Annotated in this window: 19 protein-coding genes and 1 pseudogene; 1 reads left to right on the top strand and 19 read right to left on the bottom strand. The window is 38.8% G+C overall.

What is annotated here, in order from left to right:
- Positions 1-64 precede the first annotated feature (64 nt).
- From JCM9152_RS23035 to JCM9152_RS00555, 10 genes and pseudogenes are all read right to left on the bottom strand, one after another.
- Positions 65-646: a type 2 periplasmic-binding domain-containing protein gene (locus JCM9152_RS23035; protein ID WP_235715582.1), complete on the bottom strand. Its 582-nt coding sequence runs from the start codon at positions 644-646 to the stop codon at positions 65-67.
- Entirely contained in the window at positions 640-1,668 is a 1,029-nt protein-coding gene (locus JCM9152_RS23030) for an extracellular solute-binding protein (RefSeq protein ID WP_235715581.1), read from the bottom strand. Before JCM9152_RS23030 ends, JCM9152_RS23035 begins: the two co-directional genes overlap by 7 nt.
- A gap of 122 nt (positions 1,669-1,790) precedes the next feature.
- On the bottom strand, positions 1,791-2,393 hold the full coding sequence (locus tag JCM9152_RS00590; protein WP_035339754.1) for a YesL family protein: 603 nt from the start codon (positions 2,391-2,393) through the stop codon (positions 1,791-1,793).
- Between the two features lie 32 nt (positions 2,394-2,425).
- Positions 2,426-3,322, bottom strand: a complete 897-nt coding sequence (locus JCM9152_RS00585) for a carbohydrate ABC transporter permease (protein ID WP_035339948.1) — start codon at positions 3,320-3,322, stop codon at positions 2,426-2,428.
- A gap of 15 nt (positions 3,323-3,337) precedes the next feature.
- Positions 3,338-4,296: pseudogene (locus tag JCM9152_RS00580) on the bottom strand (ABC transporter permease).
- A 41-nt stretch (positions 4,297-4,337) separates the two neighbouring features.
- Positions 4,338-5,861 (bottom strand): glycoside hydrolase family 32 protein, encoded by a 1,524-nt coding sequence (locus JCM9152_RS00575; RefSeq protein WP_052015429.1) that lies wholly within the window; start codon positions 5,859-5,861, stop codon positions 4,338-4,340.
- A gap of 1 nt (position 5,862) precedes the next feature.
- Positions 5,863-6,852 (bottom strand): PfkB family carbohydrate kinase, encoded by a 990-nt coding sequence (locus JCM9152_RS00570; protein ID WP_035339751.1) that lies wholly within the window; start codon positions 6,850-6,852, stop codon positions 5,863-5,865.
- 75 nt (positions 6,853-6,927) lie between these two features.
- Entirely contained in the window at positions 6,928-7,929 is a 1,002-nt protein-coding gene (locus JCM9152_RS00565; RefSeq protein ID WP_035339749.1) for a LacI family DNA-binding transcriptional regulator, read from the bottom strand.
- A 182-nt stretch (positions 7,930-8,111) separates the two neighbouring features.
- Positions 8,112-9,017 carry a DMT family transporter gene (locus JCM9152_RS00560; RefSeq protein ID WP_052015427.1) on the bottom strand — a complete coding sequence of 302 codons (906 nt, stop codon included), beginning with the start codon at positions 9,015-9,017 and terminating at the stop codon, positions 8,112-8,114.
- Positions 9,018-9,027: 10 nt separating this feature from the next.
- On the bottom strand, positions 9,028-9,990 hold the full coding sequence (locus JCM9152_RS00555; RefSeq protein WP_035339746.1) for a proline dehydrogenase family protein: 963 nt from the start codon (positions 9,988-9,990) through the stop codon (positions 9,028-9,030).
- A gap of 120 nt (positions 9,991-10,110) precedes the next feature.
- Here JCM9152_RS00555 and pdxR point away from each other — a divergent pair, with 120 nt between their 5' ends.
- Positions 10,111-11,523, top strand: a complete 1,413-nt coding sequence (pdxR, locus tag JCM9152_RS00550; protein ID WP_035339744.1) for a MocR-like pyridoxine biosynthesis transcription factor PdxR — start codon at positions 10,111-10,113, stop codon at positions 11,521-11,523.
- 59 nt (positions 11,524-11,582) lie between these two features.
- On the opposite strand, the gene JCM9152_RS00545 is transcribed toward pdxR, so the two are convergent.
- The 9 genes from JCM9152_RS00545 to JCM9152_RS00510 form a co-directional block, all read right to left on the bottom strand.
- Positions 11,583-12,197, bottom strand: coding sequence for a response regulator transcription factor (locus JCM9152_RS00545; RefSeq protein ID WP_035339742.1), 615 nt, complete (start codon positions 12,195-12,197; stop codon positions 11,583-11,585).
- A complete protein-coding gene (locus JCM9152_RS00540; protein ID WP_035339739.1) occupies positions 12,178-13,293 on the bottom strand; it encodes a sensor histidine kinase in 1,116 nt (371 codons plus the stop codon). Before JCM9152_RS00540 ends, JCM9152_RS00545 begins: the two co-directional genes overlap by 20 nt.
- A 34-nt stretch (positions 13,294-13,327) precedes the next feature.
- Entirely contained in the window at positions 13,328-14,017 is a 690-nt protein-coding gene (locus JCM9152_RS00535) for an ABC transporter permease (RefSeq protein WP_035339737.1), read from the bottom strand.
- On the bottom strand, positions 14,014-14,745 hold the full coding sequence (locus JCM9152_RS00530; RefSeq protein WP_035339732.1) for an ABC transporter permease: 732 nt from the start codon (positions 14,743-14,745) through the stop codon (positions 14,014-14,016). Before JCM9152_RS00530 ends, JCM9152_RS00535 begins: the two co-directional genes overlap by 4 nt.
- Positions 14,745-15,689, bottom strand: coding sequence for an ABC transporter ATP-binding protein (locus JCM9152_RS00525; protein ID WP_035339730.1), 945 nt, complete (start codon positions 15,687-15,689; stop codon positions 14,745-14,747). The genes JCM9152_RS00530 and JCM9152_RS00525 overlap by 1 nt, the downstream gene beginning before the upstream one ends.
- 329 nt (positions 15,690-16,018) lie before the next feature.
- Positions 16,019-18,457, bottom strand: a complete 2,439-nt coding sequence (locus JCM9152_RS21165) for a S8 family serine peptidase (RefSeq protein WP_052015425.1) — start codon at positions 18,455-18,457, stop codon at positions 16,019-16,021.
- Between the two features lie 582 nt (positions 18,458-19,039).
- Entirely contained in the window at positions 19,040-20,629 is a 1,590-nt protein-coding gene (locus JCM9152_RS23025; protein ID WP_268870702.1) for a beta-galactosidase, read from the bottom strand.
- Positions 20,538-21,374 (bottom strand): beta-galactosidase, encoded by an 837-nt coding sequence (locus JCM9152_RS23020; protein WP_052015421.1) that lies wholly within the window; start codon positions 21,372-21,374, stop codon positions 20,538-20,540. Before JCM9152_RS23020 ends, JCM9152_RS23025 begins: the two co-directional genes overlap by 92 nt.
- Complete coding sequence (locus tag JCM9152_RS00510; protein ID WP_035339728.1) at positions 21,367-24,711, bottom strand: tetratricopeptide repeat protein; 3,345 nt, start codon at positions 24,709-24,711, stop codon at positions 21,367-21,369. Before JCM9152_RS00510 ends, JCM9152_RS23020 begins: the two co-directional genes overlap by 8 nt.
- Between the last annotated feature and the right edge of the window lie 95 nt (positions 24,712-24,806).

Here is a 24,806-nt window from a genome sequence, read left to right as displayed (position 1 = left end):
AGTGGGACTACAACCATCGAAGGTGTCAGAGGGTGATTCACCACCTCATGACATCTATCTAATATTATTCAATATTTGATTTAAATCGATCTAGCCCATCTTGATAAATTTCCATTAATTCATTTAACCCCATACGTTCAAGCTGTTCTAAATAACTATCCCATTCATCTTCAATGCCACCATTCAATAACCAAGATGCTTGCTTTTGATCTACGAAATCCATAATATCAACTTCAAGTCGATTAATTCGATCTAGCTCCTCTTCACTGAAAAAGATTTGTGGGAAATTTTCATCGACAAGATACGGTGCATACACTTCTTCAATATCTTGTAACCTCTGCTTCGCTCTAGGCTCCATATCAACCACTGTCCCAAAATCTTCTGCAAGGACAACTGTTGGTCCATTTGGTGCTACTTGTTGACGTAGCTCTCCCATTGAAACTCCTTCTTCTAATTCTTTGTTAATAAGCATTCCATTTTCATCTTCTTCATAAATGATTCCTATTGGCCCCCAACTTATTTGGGCAGACATTTTCGGATCATAAATTTGATCGACCCACCTCATCGTAATCTCTGGGTGTTCATTCGCAGCCGTAATCACAAAGGCCCCTCTGCCATATTCAGAATTATTTGAACGACCTACCATTTTATGACCATTCGGCCTTCTAAAGGGGGTAACAATACATAATCATCTGCATGCTCAGGCCCAACAATTTCTTCCGTTTCCCACCAAATATACGACCCTAATGAAGGTGGCTCAGTCTTTCCTTTCGCAAAATACTGACTAATATCTTGAATGTATGATTCGGAATCAATGAGCCCCTCTTCAACCCAACCATGATAATATTCAATCGCCTCTTTATATTCTGGTTGCACAGCAGTAAAGATTACTTCGCCATCACGAACAATTCGATGCTCTGTATTATCTGGTACTCCAAACGCCGCAAACATATCTCCAAAGTTTCCTGTCCAAAAATTATGCATATAACTTAAAGGAATAACATCGTCTTTCCCTGATTCATTCGGATCTTGATCTCTAAATGCTCTTAATACATCACCATATTCATCTAGCGTTGTTGGAACATCTAACTCTAATTTATCTAACCAAGCTTTATTTATCGATGTAAAATTGGGAACAGCCGCTAACCCCATCTCTTCTGCTCTCGGTAACGAATAAATGTGGCCGTCAGGAGCTGTAACCATACTTCTTAGTTCAGGTCGCTTCTCAAATATCTCCATTAAGTTAGGTGCGTATTCTTCAATTAAATCTTCTAATGGAATAATTTGACCCGATCTGCCGTACCGAACGATTTCATAATCGGTAAAATCCGCATTATAAAAAGCATCTGGTAGCTCATCACTTGCAAACATTAAATTTTTCCGTTCCTCATACCCTTCACCAGGTATATTATTCCATTCGATATGGACATTTGTCATCTCTTCTAACGTTTGAATGATTTCCATTTCATTATAATCAGGTGCTAATGGAGCTTTAGGAGAAACAAAATTCAATGTGATTTTCTCATCAACAACCGGAAGACCTTCTGCGTTAAAATGATCTCCATTTTCATTTACCTGTCCCTCATCCTCTCCACCAGAATCTTGAGAACACGCTACCATAGTAGCTAATAAACAAAACAAACAGATTATTGCAAATTTTTTACCCATTCTTATTCCTCCCCTTTTTTAATAAAGTACAGAATTAAAACACCCGTTTCTCTTGCCCATCACCTCCTTCAAAAAATAAATAATTAAGCCAATCACTCAAAGTTAATCGTTTACGTAAACGATTAACCAGAATATGATGCTCCTAATTGCTGAAAGGATTTATAACAAATAACATATATGAAGTAACTAAAAACACTTGTAAAAAACAACATTAAAACAGGAAAGTGATACAAAAGCATTCCCACAGCTAAAAGACTAGCTAAACCTATGATGGTATATTTCCATTGACTCGTTGCTATAAAAAATGCATTTTGAATTAACTTCAATACAGGAAGTTCAAAATGAACAAACACCGGGAAGAGATACAGACTTGTATAAAGAAATATAACGAACAACCCACCTATTATAAAAGTCATCAATAAGCTAATAATAGAAGTAGTTGGATTTAGCAAATGAAGATTAACAATCATGATATAGGTCAAGGGCAGCCAAATAGTAGCTAAGAGTATACTCGACTTGATATTTTTCTTGAAATGTTTGAGAAATGGCTTAATTACGCCCTCATCTTTTTTCATATGCCAGTCTCTAATGACAGCAAACATGGCAATCGTTCCCGTGAAAAAAGTAACAATCGGTAAACAAGTAAGTAGCCAAAGGAAGTTTAACAATATATAATTCATGCTCTTCTCTAATGTTTGATATAGACTTGAATTCAAAACAGTCATATAGCTAGCCTCCTCTGCTGTTATGAGGTTCATTATCCTTTTATTCCACCAATCATAACTCCTTGAACAAAATACTTTTGAATAAATGGATACACGATTAACAATGGCAAACTCCCTACAATAATTACGCCATATTTAATAAGATCAGCAATACGTTGCTGTGCCGCAACGGAATCAAGATCACTTACCATTGTAGCTGCGGCTTCATTTTGAATCAGAATATTCCTTAAGATTAGCTGAAGCGGGTATAAACTTTCATTATTCAAATACACGAGTGCATCAAAATAAGAATTCCAATGACCAACTGCGTAGAAAAGCACCATAACAGCAATAATAGGCTTAGACAATGGTAAGACAATTTTCAGGAAAAATTTCGTATTTGAACACCCATCTACTTTCGCTGCTTCAAGCATCTCATTGGGAATCGTTGCTTGAAAGAACGTTCTCGCAACAATGATGTTCCAAATCGCAACCGCTTTTGGAATGATCATAGCCCACATTGTGTTCACCATTCCTAAGTTTTGAACAATTAAATATGTTGGAATTAATCCCCCTGAAAAGAACATTGTAAAAACAAACATAATCATGAAGAAATTCCGACCATAAAAATCCTTCCTAGATAATGCATAAGCCGCTGTTAATGTTAACGAGACATTTAAAATTGTTCCAATTACTGTATAGATAATTGTATTTTTATAACCAATCCATATCTTCCCATCTTGAAATATTCTTGTATAGCCTTCGAACGTAACCTCCAAAGGGTATAACCACACATCGCCAGCAAAAATACGATCTGGATTACTTACAGAAGCAATTACGATGAAGTATAATGGATACAAAATGGCGAGCAGCATAATTGTTAATAATGAGATATTAATTACATCAAATATTTTATCTTCTTTTGTACGTTTTATTGTTGATAAATTCATCATTTCACCTCACCTTTACCATAATCCATTACCTGATAAACGCTTTGCCACTCTATTGACATACCATAATAAAAATAAGTTAATGACTGCATTAAATAATCCAATTGCTGCAGCAAAACTATACTGAGCTTGTTGAAGCCCTACTTTATATACATAAGTCGGTATGATTTCCGATGATGTTTGGTTTAACGGTGTCTGAAGTAAATAAGCTTTCTCAAATCCAATGTTCATAATATTTCCTACCGACAATACGAGTAGAATCATAGCAATTGGTAAAATAGCTGGAATATCAACGTGAATCACACGCTGTAACTTATTCGCTCCATCTACAATAGCCGCTTCATGAAGTTCAGGATTAACGCTGCCAGTGCTGCCAAATAAATAATTGCCGCCCAACCCGTCTCTTGCCAAACACTTGAACCTAAATATAGAGGCTTAAACCACGTGGGCTCTGTTAAAAATCGAATTTCATCCAGTCCAATTAGTGATAAAAAGTTGTTGATAAGGCCATTTCCTGAAAAGAAAACATAGACCATCCCAACTAAAACAACAACAGAAATAAAATGAGGCGCATAAATAACGGTTTGTACAAACTTTTTATATCGTTTAAATACAAGTTGATTTAACATAAGCGCCACAATGATTGGTAATGGAAAGGTAATTAACAGCTGAAGCGCACTTAATGAAAAAGTATTATAAATCAAATTCCAAAATTGATATGATTCAAAGAATCGAATAAAATGTTCAAAACCTACCCAAGGGCTACTTGTTATGCCAAATCCGGGAGTATAATCACGAAAGGCAATTTGCACTCCATACATTGGAACATAATGGAAGAGAACAAAATAAATAAATGTCGGTAAAAGAAACAAATACAATTCCCAATTTTGTTTAATTTGACTCCAACGACGATCATTTTTATTTGGCTCTACAGGTGGTATAGGTTTAGAAAGCTTTTGAATGACTGGTTTCATAATACCCTCCTTAATCTCCGTTCACTAAAGGTAGCATAGCTTCATTCATTTACCTTGGTTGCACCCTCACTTTCATCTTCCCAAACACTCTTTAATACATAGACCTCTAAGTTCAAAATCGTTACCTCGCCACCTTTAATATAAAAAGCCAGCTCCTGACTATCATCATCTGGGAATATCAAATCGGTTAGAACCACTTCCCCCTCTTGAAAAAATAATTCAATTGATGACTTATCGACGAAGATATGAAATTTTACTTTGTTCAAACCTTTCTCTATCGTTGCAACATGCTTTCCTTTAAATTGTTTACTAAATGAAACATCTCCAGATTTTTCACGATCGATAAACAGTTCATTTGTTAACAGATTATATCCGACAATAGTTCCTTGCTTATTCTTTGAAGACTTTCGCAATTCAAAGCCAAATTCTTCTGCAGAGAGATTTTCAACTTCAGCAATTAATTCAAAAACCTCTTCCTTCTGATCCTTTAATACGTTCATTTCACCGTTTACTACTCGATTGTTTATTTTGATTTTTTCTTGTCGTAACTGTTTCAATTCATGAATTGGATGTTGATGAAGTTTAAGATCTCCATTGGCTGTTTGTCTAAGCTCAACCTCACGAGGGATAGTCATTGCACTTCGCCAAGGGCTAGTCGGGACTTCATTTGCATATTCCCAATTACTCATCCACGCTAGCAAAATTCTTCTACCATCCTCAATTGGAATATCAGAAAATGATTGAGTAGCGTAAAAATCTTTACCGAAATCAAGCCATAATGTTTTTTCTGCTTCATTCACATTTTTAAATGTTGTGCCATCAAATTCCCCGACAAAATATTGCGCACCTGATCCCCCTGCTACAGCACCCGAACCTATGTCCACTTGCAAGATCCATTTTTGATTTAACAAATCTCCATTAACAGGCAATGAGAAAAGATCAGGGCATTCCCAAACACCACCATGAGCACCGTCAGATTCACCGAATTCACTAAGAAACGTCCAATTCTTTAAATTTGTTGATCCATAAAGCATTACTTTTTGACCAGCAGCTAATACCATAATCCAATTTTGAGTATCGTCATGCCAAAATACTTTTGGGTCTCGAAAATCTTTAATATGTTCGTTAGGGATAACAGGGTTATTTTCATATTTTGTCCAAGTTTGTCCTTCATCTAAGCTATAAGCAATACTTTGTGATTGTACGCCTTCATTTGAATGAGTAAAAATAGCAACTAACCCATCTCCTCCATTAAAAAAGCCAGATGTATCATGCCAATCTACTACTACACTCCCTGAAAAAATCATTCCTAATTCATCTGGTTCTAAAGCAATTGGACAGTGTTGCCACTTGACCATATCATTACTTTTAGCGTGTCCCCAATGCATAGGCCCCCACGTATTTCCTCCTGGATAATATTGATAAAATAAGTGATACTCCCCTTTATAAAAAACCAATCCATTAGGATCATTCATCCAATGCTTTCTAGGACTAAAATGGAATTGAGGACGATATTTTTCTCGATAATCTATTCTTGCTTCTACTAAACTATTAATGTCTGACATACTAACACTCCTTCACTATATCTTGTAACAGGCTATTTACATCTTCCTTACTTGGAAGCGCCGCAATTGCCCCTCTATTCATGGTCGTTAACGCCCCACATCCATTAGCAAACAGGACTATTTCTTTTAATAAGCGCTGTTGTCTAGTAACTTTTTCTAAAGAGATTGAATCATGCAATATTTCTGCTAATTTATAAAGAAATCCACCAACAAAAGCATCTCCTGCCCCTGTCGTATCTACTGTATGAACTTTTATTGATTGCACATGGTCAAAGCCGTATTTTGTATAAAACGAGCACCCTTTATTTCCTTTTGTGATCAGGACTAACTTAACTTCTCCTTTCATAACTTTCTTGACTGCCTCTTGCTCTTTTCGTTGATGTGTCAAAAAGTACAGTTCATCTTCACTTAACTTCACTATATTCACTTCAGAGAGCTGTTCCAAAATTTGTTCACGGGCTATTTGTTCACTTGGCCAGAGACCGAGTCGTATATTAGGATCAAAACTAATAATGGAATGTCGTTTTCGTGCATATTGTATGGCTTGTTTCGTTGCGCTTCTTATCGGTTCATCAATTAAGGATATAGAGCCAAAATGAAAAATCGGTGATGAGTAAAACCATTTTTCATTTATGTCTTTACGCTCTAACAACATATCGGCTGCTGGTTGACGATAAAACATAAAATCTCGTTCCCCATTTCTTTGCAGCGATACAAACGCAAGGGCCGTGTTTGCCTTATCTGTTTTTAATAGATAATGAGTATTTACACCGCTCTCAGACAAAACCTCCTCTACATACTCTCCGAAAGCATCTTTCCCTACCTTTCCTATAAAAAATGACTCTCCACCTAAACGTGCTATTGTAGCACTTACATTGGCAGGCGCACCGCCGGCAAACTTTCTAAACTCTGAAACTTCTTTTAACTTATAACCATTAACTGTCGGAACAAAATCAATCAACACTTCTCCTAGACATATGATTCTTGTCATTTCTACACCTCCTTTTATCGTAATCGATTACGTAAACGATTACGTAAAGCACCAAAGAAATCAATGTAAATGCATTTACACCGATTTTCTCGAAATAAACTCTGAAGGTAACAGCACTTGTTCTCCCTCATACTCTTTTCCGTTTTCTATACGTTCTAACAGAATTCGCACTGCTTCCTCCCCCATTTCAAATGATGGTTGTTTAATGACCGAAATAGGTGGTGACGTAATCTTCATCCAATCATAGTCATCAAACCCAATAATAGCGACATCATCTGGAACCTTTAGGTGATTTTCATTTAAATACCTTAATGCCCCCATCGTCATAACATTGTTTGCAACAAAAATTGCCGTTATCTTTTGATTTTCAACCAATTCCTCTGCAAACTTATATCCACTATCAAAGCAGGATTCCCCTTCTTTAATACATAAAGTGTCGATTGGTAAATCATTTTGTTCATATGCCTTTTTGTAGGCAGTTAATCTCTCGTCACTTGTTGATATTCCTAATTTTCCGGTTATAAACCCAATTTTCTTATGACCCTTCTTCATTAACAATGTAATAGCTTCTAATGTGCTATTATAACTATCTGCGATAACAAGATCTCCATTGTATCCAACAGGTTTGCGATCAATAAATACCACTGGATACTCACCATTAAAATGTTCAAGATAAGGCTCCATATTATCAGCTGTTGGTGCAATAATGAGTCCATCTATCAATTGTGAATTAAACAATTTAATTTGTTCAATTTCAGTTTGAATATTTTCATGAGAGTTACCCAAAATCAAATTATAGCCTTGTTGCTTTACAATCGTTTCAATTCCATTTGCAATGGACATAAAGAAAAAATTTGATGTATCTGTATATTGCATAGGGACTATTAAACCTATAATCATAGATTTTCGACTTCTTAAGCTTTTAGCAACTAAATTCGGTTTATAGTCTAGTTCTTTCATTGCTAAAAAAACTTTATCCTTCGTTTCATTTGCAACATAACGCGTTCCATTAATCACATGTGATACTGTTGCTGTTGATACTTTCGCTACTTTAGCAACATCTTTTATACTAGCCATCTCTTTCTTACTCCTTTGTCATCCACTTAGGTAAACGTTTACGTAATCGTTTACATGAATGATAATACGTAATCAAACGATTGTCAATATCTTTTTCACTGAGGGATAAGTCATTTAATGAAACCACTTTCCTTAGAGGGCACTGAAAAAGTGAAAATCGTACTTTTTCAGTACCCTTCTCCCTAGCCCCTATATGAATGATGTTCAATCTTTCGTTCCTGACCATAAGAAATCAAACATATCGCTAACAATACAAATACCATACCAACCAAATGACCAAAAGAAAACGGCTCTCGTAAAAAAGTAAACGATAATAGAGCTGCACTCAACGGGACAACTCCTGTTAGCACGCCAGCCTTGTTTGCCGGTATTTCCTTAACAGCCTGATACATTAATATAAAAGCAACTACTGTAACAAATAACCCATGATGCACGACAATCCCAATATTTAATAATGAAAGGTCTCTAAAAGAAAATAGTCGCAACTCATATATAGCAAACGGTAAAAATAAGATTGCCCCTATCGCACTAACAAAAGTCGTCATAACGAGTGGAGAATGCTTCTTTGCGCTAACCTTCCCTAACAAAACAAACAAAGCTTCACTAATGACCGCAAAAAAAATCAATCCATTGCCGATTAATGGTGCTACTCCCCCTCCAACTTGACTAACTCCTGCCGTTTGAATACAAGCAAGACCTATCACCGTTACCCCTATACCTATCAACACCTTTAATGATGGCTTTTCCCTTAAGATAAAAAACGCACATATTGCCGTAACGGCAGGAAGCGTACTCGTAATAATCCCACCTTCCAAAGCCGTCGTATATTTCAAACCATAAAGCATGCAAACACTAAACAAAAACACCCCTGTTAACGCTTGAAGAAACAGAATAAATAGTTCTTTCTTACATACTTTCGTAACTTCTTCATATATGAATAATAATGGTACTAAAATCACGGTAGCCACTACAAACCTTAATTCAGAAGCAACAAAAACAGGTACACTTTCAACAAGCACTTTATTTGTCACAACTGAACTTCCTGCAAGAAACATAGCTAGGATCATTTTAAAATATGCACGTCTCACTTTTCCTACCTCACTTAATAGGATTTCTTCGGTTAGAGGCAGAGTCGAGCATACTTGTTACAGCTCTATATATATTCGGTGGATATTCTGCTATGCGATGGCACAAATATAAATACCATTCTGTTCCATAGACAATATACACTTTTGTTGCCACACCTTGACTCTTAAGCTCCTTAAGCAAGTTCGGTTGAATACCATAAAGCATTTCACATTCAACACCTTTTTGATGAAGAATTCCTTGATTAAATAAACGTTTAATTAATTTCTCGTCATGAGTCGCAATCGATATTGGATGATAGACATTCGTTATAACTTTTACTAACTGAATATAACGGTCATCTAGCTCTTTAGATCGCGGTAAAGAGATTCCTTCGTCTTCTTGATAGGCTCCTTTTACGATTCTTATTTTCCCTGGATAATGGATCAACTCTTTTATATCTGCTTCAGATCGATGCAATTGAGCTTGCACTGTTATTCCTATATTTTGATATTCAACTACTAACTCCTTGTATACATCCAATATTACATCCGTTTTTGTCGCTTCTTCCATACTAATCATAATCATATGATCATAGCGTTTTGCTTCATTAAGAAGTTCACGCATATGCTTCAAGGTAAGCTGACGATTGACTAATAAACCAATATGGGATAAATCTAATGATAATGTCGCTCCCCTTGCCTTTCTTCCAATTGCTTGGATGCATGCGATACATTCATCCTTTGCATCGATACTCATCTTCTCATCTCTTATATTTTCACCAATGTATTCTAAAGAAATATCATACCCCTTCTTGAGAAGCTCCATTGCTTGTTGAATCGCTTCTTCTTTAGTATCCCCAGCTACAAACCTCTTTGCTACTTTTAATAATAATGAGTACCATTCGTCTGATTGAAGAACACTTGCTTTCTTCTCTTCATCTCGAGCCAATTTTTTAAAAGCACTTGCCATCTCTAATGCATCTTTTGAGAACATAACTTCCCCTTCTTTCGTTAAATGATTTACTATGTATCAGGCTACCATGGTAAACTGGTTTAAAATAGATCCACTAAGCCATCATTTCCACAGTACCAATTTAAGAATGGGGGGATTAAAATGCTATGGTTATCAATTGATCGACAATTAGAACGCCCTTTAACAGAACAGATTTATACACAAATTAAAAGGAGAATTTTACAAGCTGAGTTGAAAGCAAATGAACGGTTACCCTCGACGAGGCAATTAGCGCAGGATTTAAGTGTTTCGCGGAACGTTACAATTGAAGCATACGAAAGGTTGATGGCTGAAGGGTATATTGAGACACGACAAGGCTCAGGAACTTATGTTTCCTACGGTGCTCATTTTGAATTAAATCAACATATGAGCCTTTCCAACATAAACGAAGAGCGTTCACTTTCTGATGATCAAGATATTACTAATTTTCGTTCAGGGATTCCCGACTTACGCTTATTTCCAAGAGCCATATGGGCAAAGCTCACATACAATACCATTCATAACTGTGATTACAAGGCTCTAAGCTATAGCAATCCTGAAGGGCTCTTAGAATTAAGAGAACAATTAGCTAGCTATTTATTAAAGGTTAGAGGTGTACAATGCCATTCTAGTCAAATCGTCATTACCTCTGGAGCGACTCAAGCATTATCACTTGTTGCAAAACTCTTATTATCAAAGGGAGATCAAATCATTATGGAAGATCCGATTACAGAGGATATCCAATCGATCTTCTCTAGCAGTGGGGCGATCATCAAAGGAATTCCTGTTGATCATAATGGACTCCAAACAGATTTAATTAAACAAGACGAGCGATTAAAGGCGATTTTCGTAACACCTTCTCATCAATTTCCTTTAGGCAGTACTCTTCCGATTCAACGCCGAATCCATTTAATTCATATAGCAAGAGCGGCAAACTGTTACATAGTAGAAGATGATTATGATAGTGAATTTCGCCATGAAGGGGCTCCCATTAGTTCATTACAAGGACTTGATCCAACAAGAGTTATCTATATCGGCTCCTTTAGCAAAATATTATCCCCAGCTCTACGTATCGGTTATTTGGTTTTGCCGCAACCGTTCATCCAAAAATGCCGTGAATACAAATGGTTCTCAGACCTACATACACCATCCGTTGAACAGCTTACTTTAGCACGATTTATCGAAAAGGGGCATTTAGAACGTCATATCTTAAAGATGAAAAAGGTATATCAAAAAAGGCGCGATCTTCTTATACACTTACTGCACAAAACATTTCCGAACCAGCTATCTATAACAGGTCATTCCACTGGATTACATTTGATCGCAGAATGGCACGATCTACATTTTTCTAAAAAGATAATTGAAACGATTCGGACGAATGGGGTTTACCTTTATCCAGTTGAGGATCATTCGATAGAGAAAGGCCATCATACAAAGAAAGTAATCTTTGGCTACGGTCATCTTAACGAGGAGGAAATGAACGAAGGAATACGTCGTCTCTCTAAAATTTTGAACGAAATAGATCTCATTTCATAGGTGAGACAACTTGGGCTTGGGGGCATTGAAAAAGTTAAAACCAAATTTTCTCAGTGCCCTTATTTCTTATGCCGCAAATAAAAAATTGCCAGTTGTGTACGATCACGAAGCTCAAGCTTATCCAAAATGACTGACAATGTATTTCTTACCGTTCCAACACTTAAAAACAAATACTCAGCTATTTCTTTATTAGAGAGACCTTGTGCCACTCTTTCAGCCACCGCATTTTCTCTATCCGTTAGCAGTTCTAATCGATCTGCTCTTGGTTCAACTAGTTTCTGCACAACCGTTTCATCAAATACAGAGGAGCCAGACTGTAGTGCCCGAATTTGCTGCGTCATGTTCTTCTCAGCGGTCGACTTGATTAAATAGCCATTCGCCCCCGCTTGAAGCGCAAGTCGAATATTCGGCTCATCTTGAAACGTCGTTAGCATCATAATGAGGATACGAGGGAAATCCTTCTTAATCTGTTTCGTACTTTCGATCCCATCCATAACAGGCATACGAATGTCCATTAAAATAAGATCAGGCTTCTCATCTCTTTCCTTGCAAAAATTTAGTGCTTCTTGACCATTTCCAGCAGTACCAATAACAACAAAATCATCTTCAAGCTCCAACATCAATTTCAGACTTTGACAGACAAGAGGGTCATCATCAACGATGACGATCTTCATTTAACTCACCTCTCCCTTCATTAATCGGAAACACACATACAACTAAATAACCATCAGCAATACTTACAGTAATACTGCCTCCAGCCGCTCTCGCTCTTGCCTTTAAATGCCTTAATCCCGTCCCTTTATCTGCTTGGGGCGAGACGACTCCATTATCTTGAACACTTAATCGAACAATCATTTCTGTTACATCTAAATGAATGATCACCTTAGTTGCATCACTATGACGCGCAATATTCGTCAGAACTTCCTTCATACAAGGTTCAAGTAAACTCCAAATATGAACAGGCACGACATTCATATTCCCTGATTTGTTAAACTCCACCTCAACCTCATTTCCTAAATAATTGTTCGCAATAAACGCCAGTTGTTCCGCTCCTAATCTCGCTACAGGTGTCAAGTCATGAACAGTTTCACGTAATGTCGTGGTGCTTCTTTCAATCCTCTCTTGAACCTGATCTAATATCGCCTCTTTCTCACGTCCTTTTTCAAGCCTTCTGTATGTTTGCAAGCCAAGAACCGCACCCGTTAAGTCATGACCGAGATGATCGTGTAAATCACGAGCAATGCGATACCTTTCTGAGACCTCAGCCATTTGTACAGCTTGACTATTGGCCTCTAGTAATTCTGCCTTCACCTTCTCTAATTCATAACGAGCCAGACGCTCTTCATCTGCCTCACGTATCGTTTGGTCATAGCTTTTATTCCAGAAATATAAAATAACACCAATTACGCTCACATTCAGTAAATACCAAAGTAAGAGGACCTCATGAACCGTAGACAATATCATACTGACAGGAATAAGTAAAAGGGAATAAAATCGACCTTTCACAATTCCATCAAAAAGCGGCAGAGCGATTCCATAAATGCTCGCACTCCAAATAGGTAAAAAGAGAAGGCAACACACTAAATCAACAAAGGACAACCAAAAAGGTACTTTGAATCTCCAACGTATCCCAGCTAATATGGCAAGGATGAAGATGAGAATAAACCCATTATTCCATTGATCATTCACAACCCACAGTGTACTAAGAAAAAGCAAACACAATATACGTATCAAATAAACAAATGTAATAGGCTCTACCTTTACCTTCATACTTCACCTCATCCATACCAAACTCTAAAATGAATCAATGAATTCGACGCATACTTCCAAGCACTAAGAACAAGAACGTATATAAAACCATTATACCCCCAATAAAGAAGAAATGAGTAATGGATTCATCTCCAATCGCGATCCAACCTAACCCTTCAGCTAACCAATGCACTGGTAAGAGCATAGATAATCGTTGAAGAAAAGGAGGAAGCATTTCCACTGGAACGATTAAGCCACCTATTAATGACATAAGCATAATGACTGCCATATATACTAAAAATGCCGATTCCTTACTTCGATATAGAGAATTCCACGCTAATGCCATTGATAAGGAAACGAAGCTGAACAAAATGAATAATACAAATACATACAACGGTTGATACAGCTCATGACCATAAAGATAACCACCTGCCACGACGATGATACATTGAAGAACAAGTATAAGACTATAAGCCAATAAATTTTGCCAGAGATACTGGAAATGGCTCACAGGTGCTACAGCTAGACGTTTGACGACCCCTTTTTGTCGATCTTCAATCATTAACGATGTTAAGCGAATGCCGACAAATAAAATCAAGATCCCAAAGTATTGATAACCAATTGGAAACTCCATCCAACCATCAGGATTTGGCAAAAATATAGCTACAATCGGAAACAACGTTAAAAACATGAGGTTCGATAGATTTCGAACATTTCTCTTTAATACAAAGAAAAAAATCGTCATGGCATACGTCTCCTTCCTAAAGCGAGCATGATAGCAAATAAAACAACAATATATCCGATTAGAAGCAGCACATGAAAGATTACGTCATTTTCGAACACACCATTATATTCAAAAATCGCTGCATAACTAATTGTTAAAGGATTAACATATTGATTGAACCATTCGATAATGACAAGATCAGGCATCGGAAAGAACAGACCAGCCATGAGAAACGCACCGAGGCCATACACCTCACTTAGCCTTTCAGCTAATTTGTAATTATTCACAGAAAAAACAAGGATCAAACAAACAATACTTGATAATAATGACATCAACGATATAATAACGATACTCCACAGCGGATGACTCCAATTCACTCCTAAAGCGAATTGCGAAAAGACCATTAAAATGATTCCTAGTATAACGGAAAAGATGGTTCCAATCAGCATAATGGTAAATGCATACACGGTATGATTCATAGGCAATGTTTGGATACGATGACGGCGCTCAGTGAAGAAATCAAGATAGATATAAGCCATTGCGATGCATCCCCCAAATAATTGAAAGCCTACAATCATATACATAGCTGTTTCTTCCATAATAGGAAATCCTCTTTCACCAGGTACATCTGGTAAAATGAAAGAAAAGACCGTCAAAATAACCATAGGGAGTAAAAGAAGTAGCAAAATCGTCATAAAATCTCTCGATAATCGCTTAACTGTATAAGGTATCGTACTCCATACTCTCATTATTCATCCTCCCCATCACGCAATTGTTTCCCCGTAAGTGTTAAAAAGACATCCTCCAAATTCGGTTTCTCCGATTGAATACCAAGAACGCTCGTATGTGATTTCACAATCGACAGAACCCGGTCAAGGTTACCTGAACCTGTTGTCGATATAATATGAATATTGCTTCCTTCCTTCGATACTTGCTTAACCCCAGTTAGAGCTTGAAGCCGATCAAGAGGCACTAAGTGAGGATCTGTCACATCAATCACTAGCTTTTCTTCATGCTGAATCGTTCGAATCAATTCCTCTGTTGTTCCTTCCTTAATTAATTGACCTTGATCAACAATGACGACCCGAGAAGCAATGGCTTGAACCTCCTCCATATAATGGGTCGTATAAATAATCGTTGTTCCACGTCTTTGTAGTTCTTTGACTGTTTCTAAAATGTGATTTCTTGATTGTGGATCAATGCCTACGGTCGGCTCATCCATGATGACCAGTTTCGGATTATGCGTAAGAGCACAAGCAATATTCAGTCGTCTTTTCATTCCTCCAGAAAACTTCTTCGGCAACATCTTTGCTTTAGAGGAGAGTCCGACAAAACTTAGAGCTTCCTCTACTCTTTGTTTCTTCTCTTCTCCCTTTAGCCCGTACACACCAGCAAAAAACTCCAAATTCTCCTTAGCCGTTAAATCCTCAAATATCGTCAACTCCTGTGTCACCAAGCCCAATTGTCGCTTATTTTGGTTGTTGAAAGGCTTTTTATAATCACCGAACAACGTAATCGTTCCAGTATCCTTAGGAATAATACCTGTGAGTACTTGTATAAGCGTTGTTTTCCCTGCCCCGTTTGGACCTAATAATCCAATGACCTCTCCTTCTTTAATCGTTAAGTTCACATAATCTAAAGCGACAAACGAGCCATACCGTTTTACTACATCATTCATCGATGCAATAATCATTTCACATCACCCTCCCTCATTAATTTCAACATTAGTATGACATCACCTATCATTTACGATTAGTGACAAATGTCATTTATTATTTGCATTTAAATTATTTTTAAGAAAAGATGTGCCGCACCCTCCCGCATAAAGAGCGTGTTTCTCTCATTTAACGGAATGAGGTTCCTTTTTGCCATAAGAGCAACTTTATATTAATCTTTACTAAGTTGTGACGTATGTAGCGGACGTCTTCCTTAACTTTTAATATAGGATACACTTATAAAAGCTAATTCTGCCATAAAGAAAAGACCCATAGCGATAAACTATGAGTCCTTCAAACTAGGCCTTTAATTATTGTTCAGCTTCCACCTTCTCATTGTCGTAACAGCAACGCCCCCTACGATTAAAGCTAAGCCAAGTGTCAACCAATTATACAAACTTGTAGCTGTATCAGGCAATGTTTCACCTGATCCTTTTTGTTCATCTTGACTACCTTCTTCAGCTTGAGGCTCTCCAGTTCCGTTTCCAGTTCCGTTTCCAGTTCCGTTTCCAGTTCCGTTCTCTTCAAATATACTTGAAGAGAACACGGTGAAAATACTAAAATGGTTCGTTTCCGTTACGATAAAGCCATCCTCTTCGTAACCACCTATTTCTTCCCAAAGACCACTCTGTTCATTCCAATAGTAAACCTTCAAATCAGACGTATCTTGCTCTTTATTAACAGGGAAGTGTAGTTCAATCGCATCCTCAAATTGATGAACACTTTCCCCATTTTGGATAAACTTAAATTGATAGGTCGCACTTTGCGCTTGCTCAATTTTCGGAAGTTCACTATCTCGTTCTACACGTTCCATATGAATAACCGCATCCCCTTGCTTGAATGCGCCCGCAGGAATTTGTAGCTGAACATCGTCTTTAGCTAACACTAAATGTATACCTCGACTGATCAGTTCATTCACTTGATCAGCTGTTAATTGGAGACGGCTCAACTCAGTAGAAACAGAATGAAGCGCGATCCATAATGTGCCATGATCTAATACTGAAGCAATTACATCATCTGAAATAAACGCAACTCCATCTTTTTCTTCTGGCTGAATTAAAACCAACTCAGCTTGTTCTTCTTTAACTGGAGGAGGGATTGAATCTTCTTCCTCTTTTCCCCCACCTTGTCCATCTTCTGAATCCTTTTCTTCCCCTTTGCCTGGATTCTTATCGGTTTCATCGCCATTCTCTTCCTCTGGCGGGGCTACTTCACTCTCTGTATCCTCATCTTCTCGGCCACTTTCCGTTTCTTCTTCCTCTTTGCCTGTATCTTGATCTGTCTCATCGCCATCCTCTTCCTCTGGTGGCGTTGAACCTTCTTCTAATACAGTAATCGTAATGTATAACGGCACTGCTTCATTACCAGCTTCATCAACCGCTGTATATTCCACGACATACGTAGCTGGTATGGTCGTATCAATGTCACTTTGCTTAACCACTTGTTCTTCTTCATTATAAATGGTAACAGTTGCCTCAATATCTTCATCGACATTATCTGTTACAGTGACGGCTGGAACGATAAATTCCGCACCATATTCAACCTCAATCTCTAATTCACCATCATATTCAATAACCGGTGGTTCAATGTCTAGTGGAGCATATTGCACAAGTCCATAACCATACAGACTATCTCGCCCTTCTGGACCGAGATCATTAGCTTTTTTAATAAGTAACTCTCTAATTTCTTCATTTGAACGCTGAGGATATTTTTCCATTAAAATAGCTGCCAAAGCCGTAACATGAGGCGTCGCTTGAGAAGTACCACTCATCGCGACATAGCTACCTCCCGGCGCTAACCCGCCAATAAAACCTCCGGGAGCAGCTACTTCATTTTCTGGTCCAGCTGCTGAGAACGTTGAACGTGACAAATCCTGATCCACTGACGCAACGGCAATCACCTCGTCGTATTTTGCAGGATACTCAATCTGCTCACCTGTTCCATCTTCATTCCCTTCATTTCCACTTGCCGCAATGACTAATATTCCTTGCTCAACCGCCTCTTGAATCGCTTCAAGTACAGCAGGAACCTCACCCGTAAAACCTAAACTCATATTAATGATGTCCATCCCCTCTTGGATCGACCAGTCAATACCAGAGATGAGATCAGTAGTTGTCCCACCAGTACTTTCACTAAAAACTTTCACACCATATAATTCAACGTTTGGAGCAATTCCTTGATGCGTTGTTCCTTTTTGTGCACCAATAATTCCTGCCACATGTGTACCATGGCCATCGTAATCATATGTATACACATCATCCTCAAATACAGAATGACCGCCTGCATATGTAATATCTTGATGCTCATCAAAACCTGTATCTAATACTGCCACTCTAACACCATTACCTGTATAGCCATCATCCCAAGCATCAAAAGCCTTCACCATTTCATTATTCCAATCATATTCACTTAATTCTCTAGATGAATCTACTTCTTCTACCATTAAATGAAGCGGCTGATCAATTGAAACCGAAACAACATTAGAATATCCTTCTAACCGTTCAATCTCCTGTTCAGGTACCGTCATCGTTATAATCGGCAATGCTCCCATAACGACTACATTTTCATAGTTTGCACGATCGAAAGCATCTACTAACTTTGAAGAATCTTCTTCATACGTAACAAGCACATCTACTTTTTCGGCTTCTGCTGTAGCAAATGTCCCAAAAGGAAAGAGTAAATGAGTTAACAAAATAACCATTAAAAATAAGACCGATCCTTTAAAACCAAAGCCTCTTCTCTTCATTCTATTCCCTCCTCGTAATCTATTCATCTATCATTCTATCACTCTCTTATAATATCGGTGTAAAATGATTGAACTTTACTTGTAAAAAATTGCAACTTCCCAACCAAACTTTTCAGTAACCTTAGGAAAAAAGCAAGCTGACGTCCGCTGATGTCAGTTCGTGAGTTCAACGGACTTCGAAGGGTGTACCTCCATCCGAAGAGCGTACTTGAAGAGACTGACCATGGTCATGCCTACTAACTTAAGAAAAACCGCGGTAGCGATCTTTTTTTAGTTGCACAGAAAAGTGACAACGCTTTACTTTTTTATGAAAGTGAGGGCAGCGATTGACCTACACCTTCTTTTCTCTGTCCACTGGAGCGAAAGGAAGGTGCGTACAAAAAACAAAGGGAATCCTCTTGCCCCTAAATCAGAAAAAAACTGCTTCCTGAGAAGAAAAAGGATTCCTCATTCTGCTATTTGAGCTAAACAAGGACAAAAGAAGGAATACAACCCGGAATAGAGGAATGAGGAGACCGTAACGACAATAAAAAGTGAAATACAGAGTGGATAGAGGAACGAGGAGCACATGTCGCACAAGGTCTAATAATCAACAAGCTTCATCTCAACGACTGAAGATAGCCAGACGGACTTAATCTTTGCAACCTGCCTTCGTGCAACTTCAGAGCGTGCAGCCATTGGGGAATCACTCTGTACATAGCTATCTCCCTTCAATGGTGAAATATAGAGATACATTCCTTTTTCCTTAATCGCTTCTTCGTGTGTCGATAAACCGATTTGCCAAGTCGCCTCGTTACAAAAGTTATCATGAATCAACTCCCCGTCGATAAATGCATAACCGATATCTCCCTCATAATCGACATTCAGAAGCAATTCCTTCACACCTTCAAAGGCCACATTAGGGACACGCACCTTCACTTTTGCATCACTCACTTGATCCACTTCGCATTCAACTACCTGCTCACTCAGCGTACATCGATACGTATGAAAGATTCCACTCTGCCCTAAGTGTACAATCTGATGTTCCCGACTTGAAATCGTATCACGGAATGCTGGGAATGCTTTCAATTCAAATGGTGACTGGCCTTGACATTCTAAACGAAACCGATTTTGGTCAACTAAGACGCCTGCGTTGGTTACGATCGCTCTCTCCTGCCCATCGAGGCTAACTTTCCAGAAATCCAATGACTCCTCATGTGTGAGTGTGCATACGTGTACTCTCTTACCACCCTCACATTCCAACACAACTGGATGATTCATGAGCTCTTCTCCCTTAATGACATACGCAGCCTTACCATTCACTACCTTTGCATCCGTATACACCGCGACTATCCCCTTTTTATCAACAGAATACTCAGGTGACATCCCTTTTGGGGTAAAGAAGAAATGATACACTTCTTCTTCATACTCAACCTGTGTCATATATTGAGTAGTTGCATACAGGAGCGTGCAACCTGATAAAGATAAATGAAACGGCAGAATGCATGACTCTCCTTTTTCCAACGACATTGTCCCTTGTTGCGGTACACGAATTCGTTTTTCCTCAAGCTCTAATACTATTGCAAAATTCTCTTGATGTTTCAATTTCACATGATCCTGGTAATTATTAATAAACAGAAAACCACGATGACCATCTGCTCTCACCGCATATCGTAACGTATCGACATCTGTCGGAGTAATCTGCTCTGCATTTTCTGGCAACACGGTTTTCATTTTCGTTAAAGTTTGCTCACATTCCTGATATAAATAATGCTGACGCTTCAGTCGTTTATATGATTCTCGTACTTGACCAAACTCCCCTATTGGTGCTTGATAATCGTACGATATTTTCGGTGTGGCTGTTTCATTTAAGAAGGCTGTTTTCTTACCTTTTGGATGAGACCCACCGTGAAAGACATAATATCCAACGAAATTACAGCCACCTGCAACCTTCATATTCGCCATTGCATCGACACTTTCATAAGGCAATTGAAAACGATATTTATAGAAAACAGTCATTCCACCGCCCATTTCACAGCAAGCATACGGAAGACTGCTAGCAGGATACTTCGGTGTAAACGCCTCATACGTCATCCCGTCCTCATGGAAGCTTCGATAGACATATTCTGAGGTAGCCGGGTGCTCGGTCGCATCCCCATAGAAAATCCATGGCCAAAACGCATATCCCCCCACAACGGCAATACATCATGAGCTGGGGCAGCTGCCCTCCCCAGCCAGTAGCTGTATAGAGCGGCGTCTTAATACCGACCTTTATCGCTAAGTCCTTTAACACCTTAATATGAGTAGCGCCATCTTTCCCTGCTGAAACCCATTCTTGGGCCGTACCTGTCGTGATCTCCCAAGGCGCTCCTGCATGCTCATATTCATTTTCAATTTGCGTACCGATAATCGGACCACCTTGCTCAAATAGAAGTCCATCGATCTGCTCAGCAATTTCGGTATAAAACCGTTCAACAAACGCTACATACTCCTCATCATTTGAGCGTAATTCAAATGGCCTTCCAAATAACCAATCAGGCATTCCACCATTTCTTGCTTCACCATGAGCAAATGGACCAATTCTTAGGATCACATAGAGATCATGCTTCTGACACAATTCCACAAACCGCCTGACATCTTTCTGATCTGACCATTCATACACACCTTGCTCCTCTTCATGATGATTCCAAAACACATATGTCGGAACAATCGTAATCCCAGCCATTTTCATTTTAATTAACTCATCTTCCCACTTTTGGTCATCATAACGACTAAAGTGAAATTCCCCCGAGATACCGAAGAAAGGCTGGCCATTTTTTTCAAGGTAATAATTCGTTAACGACAACCGATCACCATTTGGTGCCGTCCCTTCCACGTCTAACTCTGCTTGATAAATATTTTTCTTCGCCGCTTTTACATCAACCGTATATTCACGCATGCCAGCCCTCCTCTTGACAAATGGTAAGATGCAAAGTCGCTCCTTGATGATTCGGATCTAATACCAATACTTGATGGAACTCTGTTATAGCTGCCTCTTTGTTACTCAAACCTAACAACCCTAGACCGCGTATAAAATGGCAGTGAATTTGATTCCTTTTCACTAAATCTTCATCAAACACAAGAAAATCAGGTAAGGATACAGCAAAGTAATCAATTTTCACATCATCGAAATAATGTCTTTCCGCATAGTCAATTAACGTGTGGAATCTCCTATTGGCCTCATGCTCGTTGTTCAGCTTCTTCCAAGCTAACCCTTGATAAAAAATCATCTCTGGTGGCTGATCATTATAATACATTGCACTTGCTGGCTCTTCTATTCCTTTTGAAGCAGCCTCAAAGCATTGCGTTGCGAGATCGCCTTGCCCATTTCCTTCATAAGCACAACCTAAATAATAAAATATATCATTTTCTTGTGCCCCATGAAGCTTCCCTTCTCCAAGATTTTCTGGATAATACAACGCCTTTTTCAACACGTCGATCGCTTGTGAGTGAGCCCCCTTCTTCAAATACATCTTCCCGATTTCGACATGAGCATAGACATATTGCCCTGTCACTTTCCCTTCACCGCCTTCCCACGGATGAAAGATTCGCGACAATAAACACTTAATCGCTAGCTCGTATTGCTCTGTCATATTTAGTAATGTCACATACTCAATATATAGATCATCTCGTCGTTTAACTAACTCAGCATGCTTGTTCATTAACGATAGTCGTTCTTTCGGATACATTCCGACCTTTTTCTTTAGCTGATCAAGCTCGTAGAACACACGCGCATCACTAGGCTCACACGCAAAAGCCTGCTGTAATGAGGCAAGGGAAAGATTTGGTTCATGACGCTTGTTGTAGTAAGCTAACGCTAAATTCCGATGAGGTGTGGCAAATGATGGTGCAAGATCTCTTGCCTTTTCCCAATGGTTAATCGCTTCATCATAACGCTTCTTATCATAAAGTAAGTTGCCGAAATAATAATGGGCTTTTTCATCTTCAGGATGATCCTTGAGAACATCAGCTAGCACAAGAGCATCTTGCAATGTGTTTGGAAAGCATGTCGATACGTCAAGCTCATAAGCCTTCTTATGCCAACGTTGCGACTCTTCCGTTTGACCTGTCCTCTTAGAAATATAAGCTAACGTATAAGGAATCATAGGCTCGTTTGAGAAGTTCACAATTCTAGCCAAAATCTTTTTTGCTTCTTCATACAGCCCGCATTCCATATAATCATTCGCCGTATAAAGGAATGAGCGCGGTTCTGCTCTCATCAGCTCCACTATTGTATTCCATAAGCTTCGTGCTTCCTCCTGCTCTCTTTGCTCCTCAAGAATGAAGACTTGCTCAAAATACGCGCCAAAATCCATTGCATCTAGCTGAAGCGATTGCCTACATTCATGTAATGCCTGATTCAATTGCCCCGTCTTACGTAACAGAGCTGCTTTTAACATGCGTGCTTTCATATGATACACATTTCTTGAAAGTGAACGATCAATAAGTTCTAATGCTTCCTCATAAGACTGACGTTCTGTCGCAATTTGGGCCAAAGTGAAGTAACTACTATCCTGCCATAACGCCGACCAAACAGCTTTATATAGATTGGCAAAGGCCTCATCAAGCCTCCCTTGTAGCTTTAAACTCAACCCTAACTGATAGTACGCTTCACTATCGTAAGGATTCGTATTTTTCCACGTTAATGATTGAACCGCTTGGCGGAAGTAACGCTCACTTTCTGCGAACAAGCCTCTACGTAGCAACAGCAGCCCATAGGCAATGTTTAGACGAATATCCTTCGCATCACGTTTCAAACCCTCTTTGTAATAAGCCTCAGGTTCAAATGTCGCATGGCGATATTGCTCAAGGTGCAAGCCGGCAAGATAGAGCTCCTCCGTTGTTTTCAATTGATCTGGCACAGGTAACGGTTTAGCAGCTTTAGGAATTTCCTCTAATGCTGGCTTTTGAGGCTGATAGGAAACGAGCTTCTTTCCTTTACCGTCCTTTACTTCAACGAGAATGTCATGAGGCTGCTCATTTCCATTCAATTGAACTTCCAAATGATAGACATCATTTGGAGACAACGCGCATTCCTCTTCACTATATGTCTGCTCCTTACCTATCACCTTCACCGTTGCCTTTTCAACTAGCGATGTCGCGTATACACCAATGATCGCTTTTCCTTTCTGCTCATCGAACTCCATATTTACTGCGGCATCCTTCGTCGCATTTTTCACTAGACCGATTTCTTTGTAAGGCATAAAATATTGCGTAAATGTTTTGGTTTCATACGGGTGAAGCCACGTAAAGTCCGGTTGATTGTCCGTAAAGACACCGGTCATTAATTCAATGTACGGTCCATCCTCGTCAGTTAGCTGTCGATCCCATGCTTGACCAAACTCTCCATTCCCCCACGTCCATTGCTTCTTACCAGGAGAAAGATAATGGTTAGCTACATGTAGCAGTCCTCCACGTACTTGATGATCATAGCCTCCGACAAAATCATACTCTGATTTATATGCCATATATGAGGTAGGAACAGGTATGTTCTTATACTTGGAAATATCAACACCTGCAGAATAATCCATTTTGTAGTATTCACCTGTTGCAATTGGAAACCTCGATACATCTCTCTTCCCATGATCAAAGACAGCATTTACATCTGGTGGAAATACGGATTGTGTATGATCATTAACTGCTACAGCTGGATTCGCCCACCAAAGAAACGTCTGTGGCATCGATGTTCGATTGTATAGCTGCACGTCAATTTGTAAATAGGCTTTATCACGATGTAGCGTAAATCCTGCTGTCATCTTCGTTCCGTACATCCGGTCAATTTCACTCATCCAGACCGTTGCGCTTCCATCCTCATTTTCACTCATTTGATAATCAACTGGACCAAATGTATTCGGTCGATGATGCTGTGGCCAATTAAATTCAATTCCTCCCGAAATCCATGGTCCCGCTAAGCCAACAAGTGCAGGTTTAATGACCCGATTGTAATAGACGAAATCATAGTCGTTTGTTTTATCGAGTGCTCGATAAATTCGCCCACCAATTTCAGGCATAAGCTCAATCCGAATGTACTCATTTTCCAAAATAACGAGTTGATACATTTTTAACTCTTTTTCATCCTCAATTTTATCGATAACTGGATACGGATATACCTTCCCTGAGCTTCCTTGGTACACTCGTTTTTCTAGAAACATTGGATTTTTCTCTGGCTTTCCTGTCTTATAAGTAGGAATCTCTCGGTTTTCGGTCCACACTTTTACATGTTCAACTTTGTCCATTCACTAGCAGCCCCTCTCCCTTGTCTTAACATAAGCGTACATATGTCCATAGGCAGAAGCCATTGAGCAAATGCGGAATGTAATGGAGAATATTC

Origin of the sequence: Halalkalibacter hemicellulosilyticusJCM 9152, assembly GCF_000513115.1 — a bacterium.
Taxonomy (GTDB): domain Bacteria; phylum Bacillota; class Bacilli; order Bacillales; family Bacillaceae_D; genus Halalkalibacter; species Halalkalibacter hemicellulosilyticus.
The sequence above is the reverse complement of the archived record's forward strand: the minus strand, read 5'-3'. Positions and strand labels throughout refer to the sequence as shown.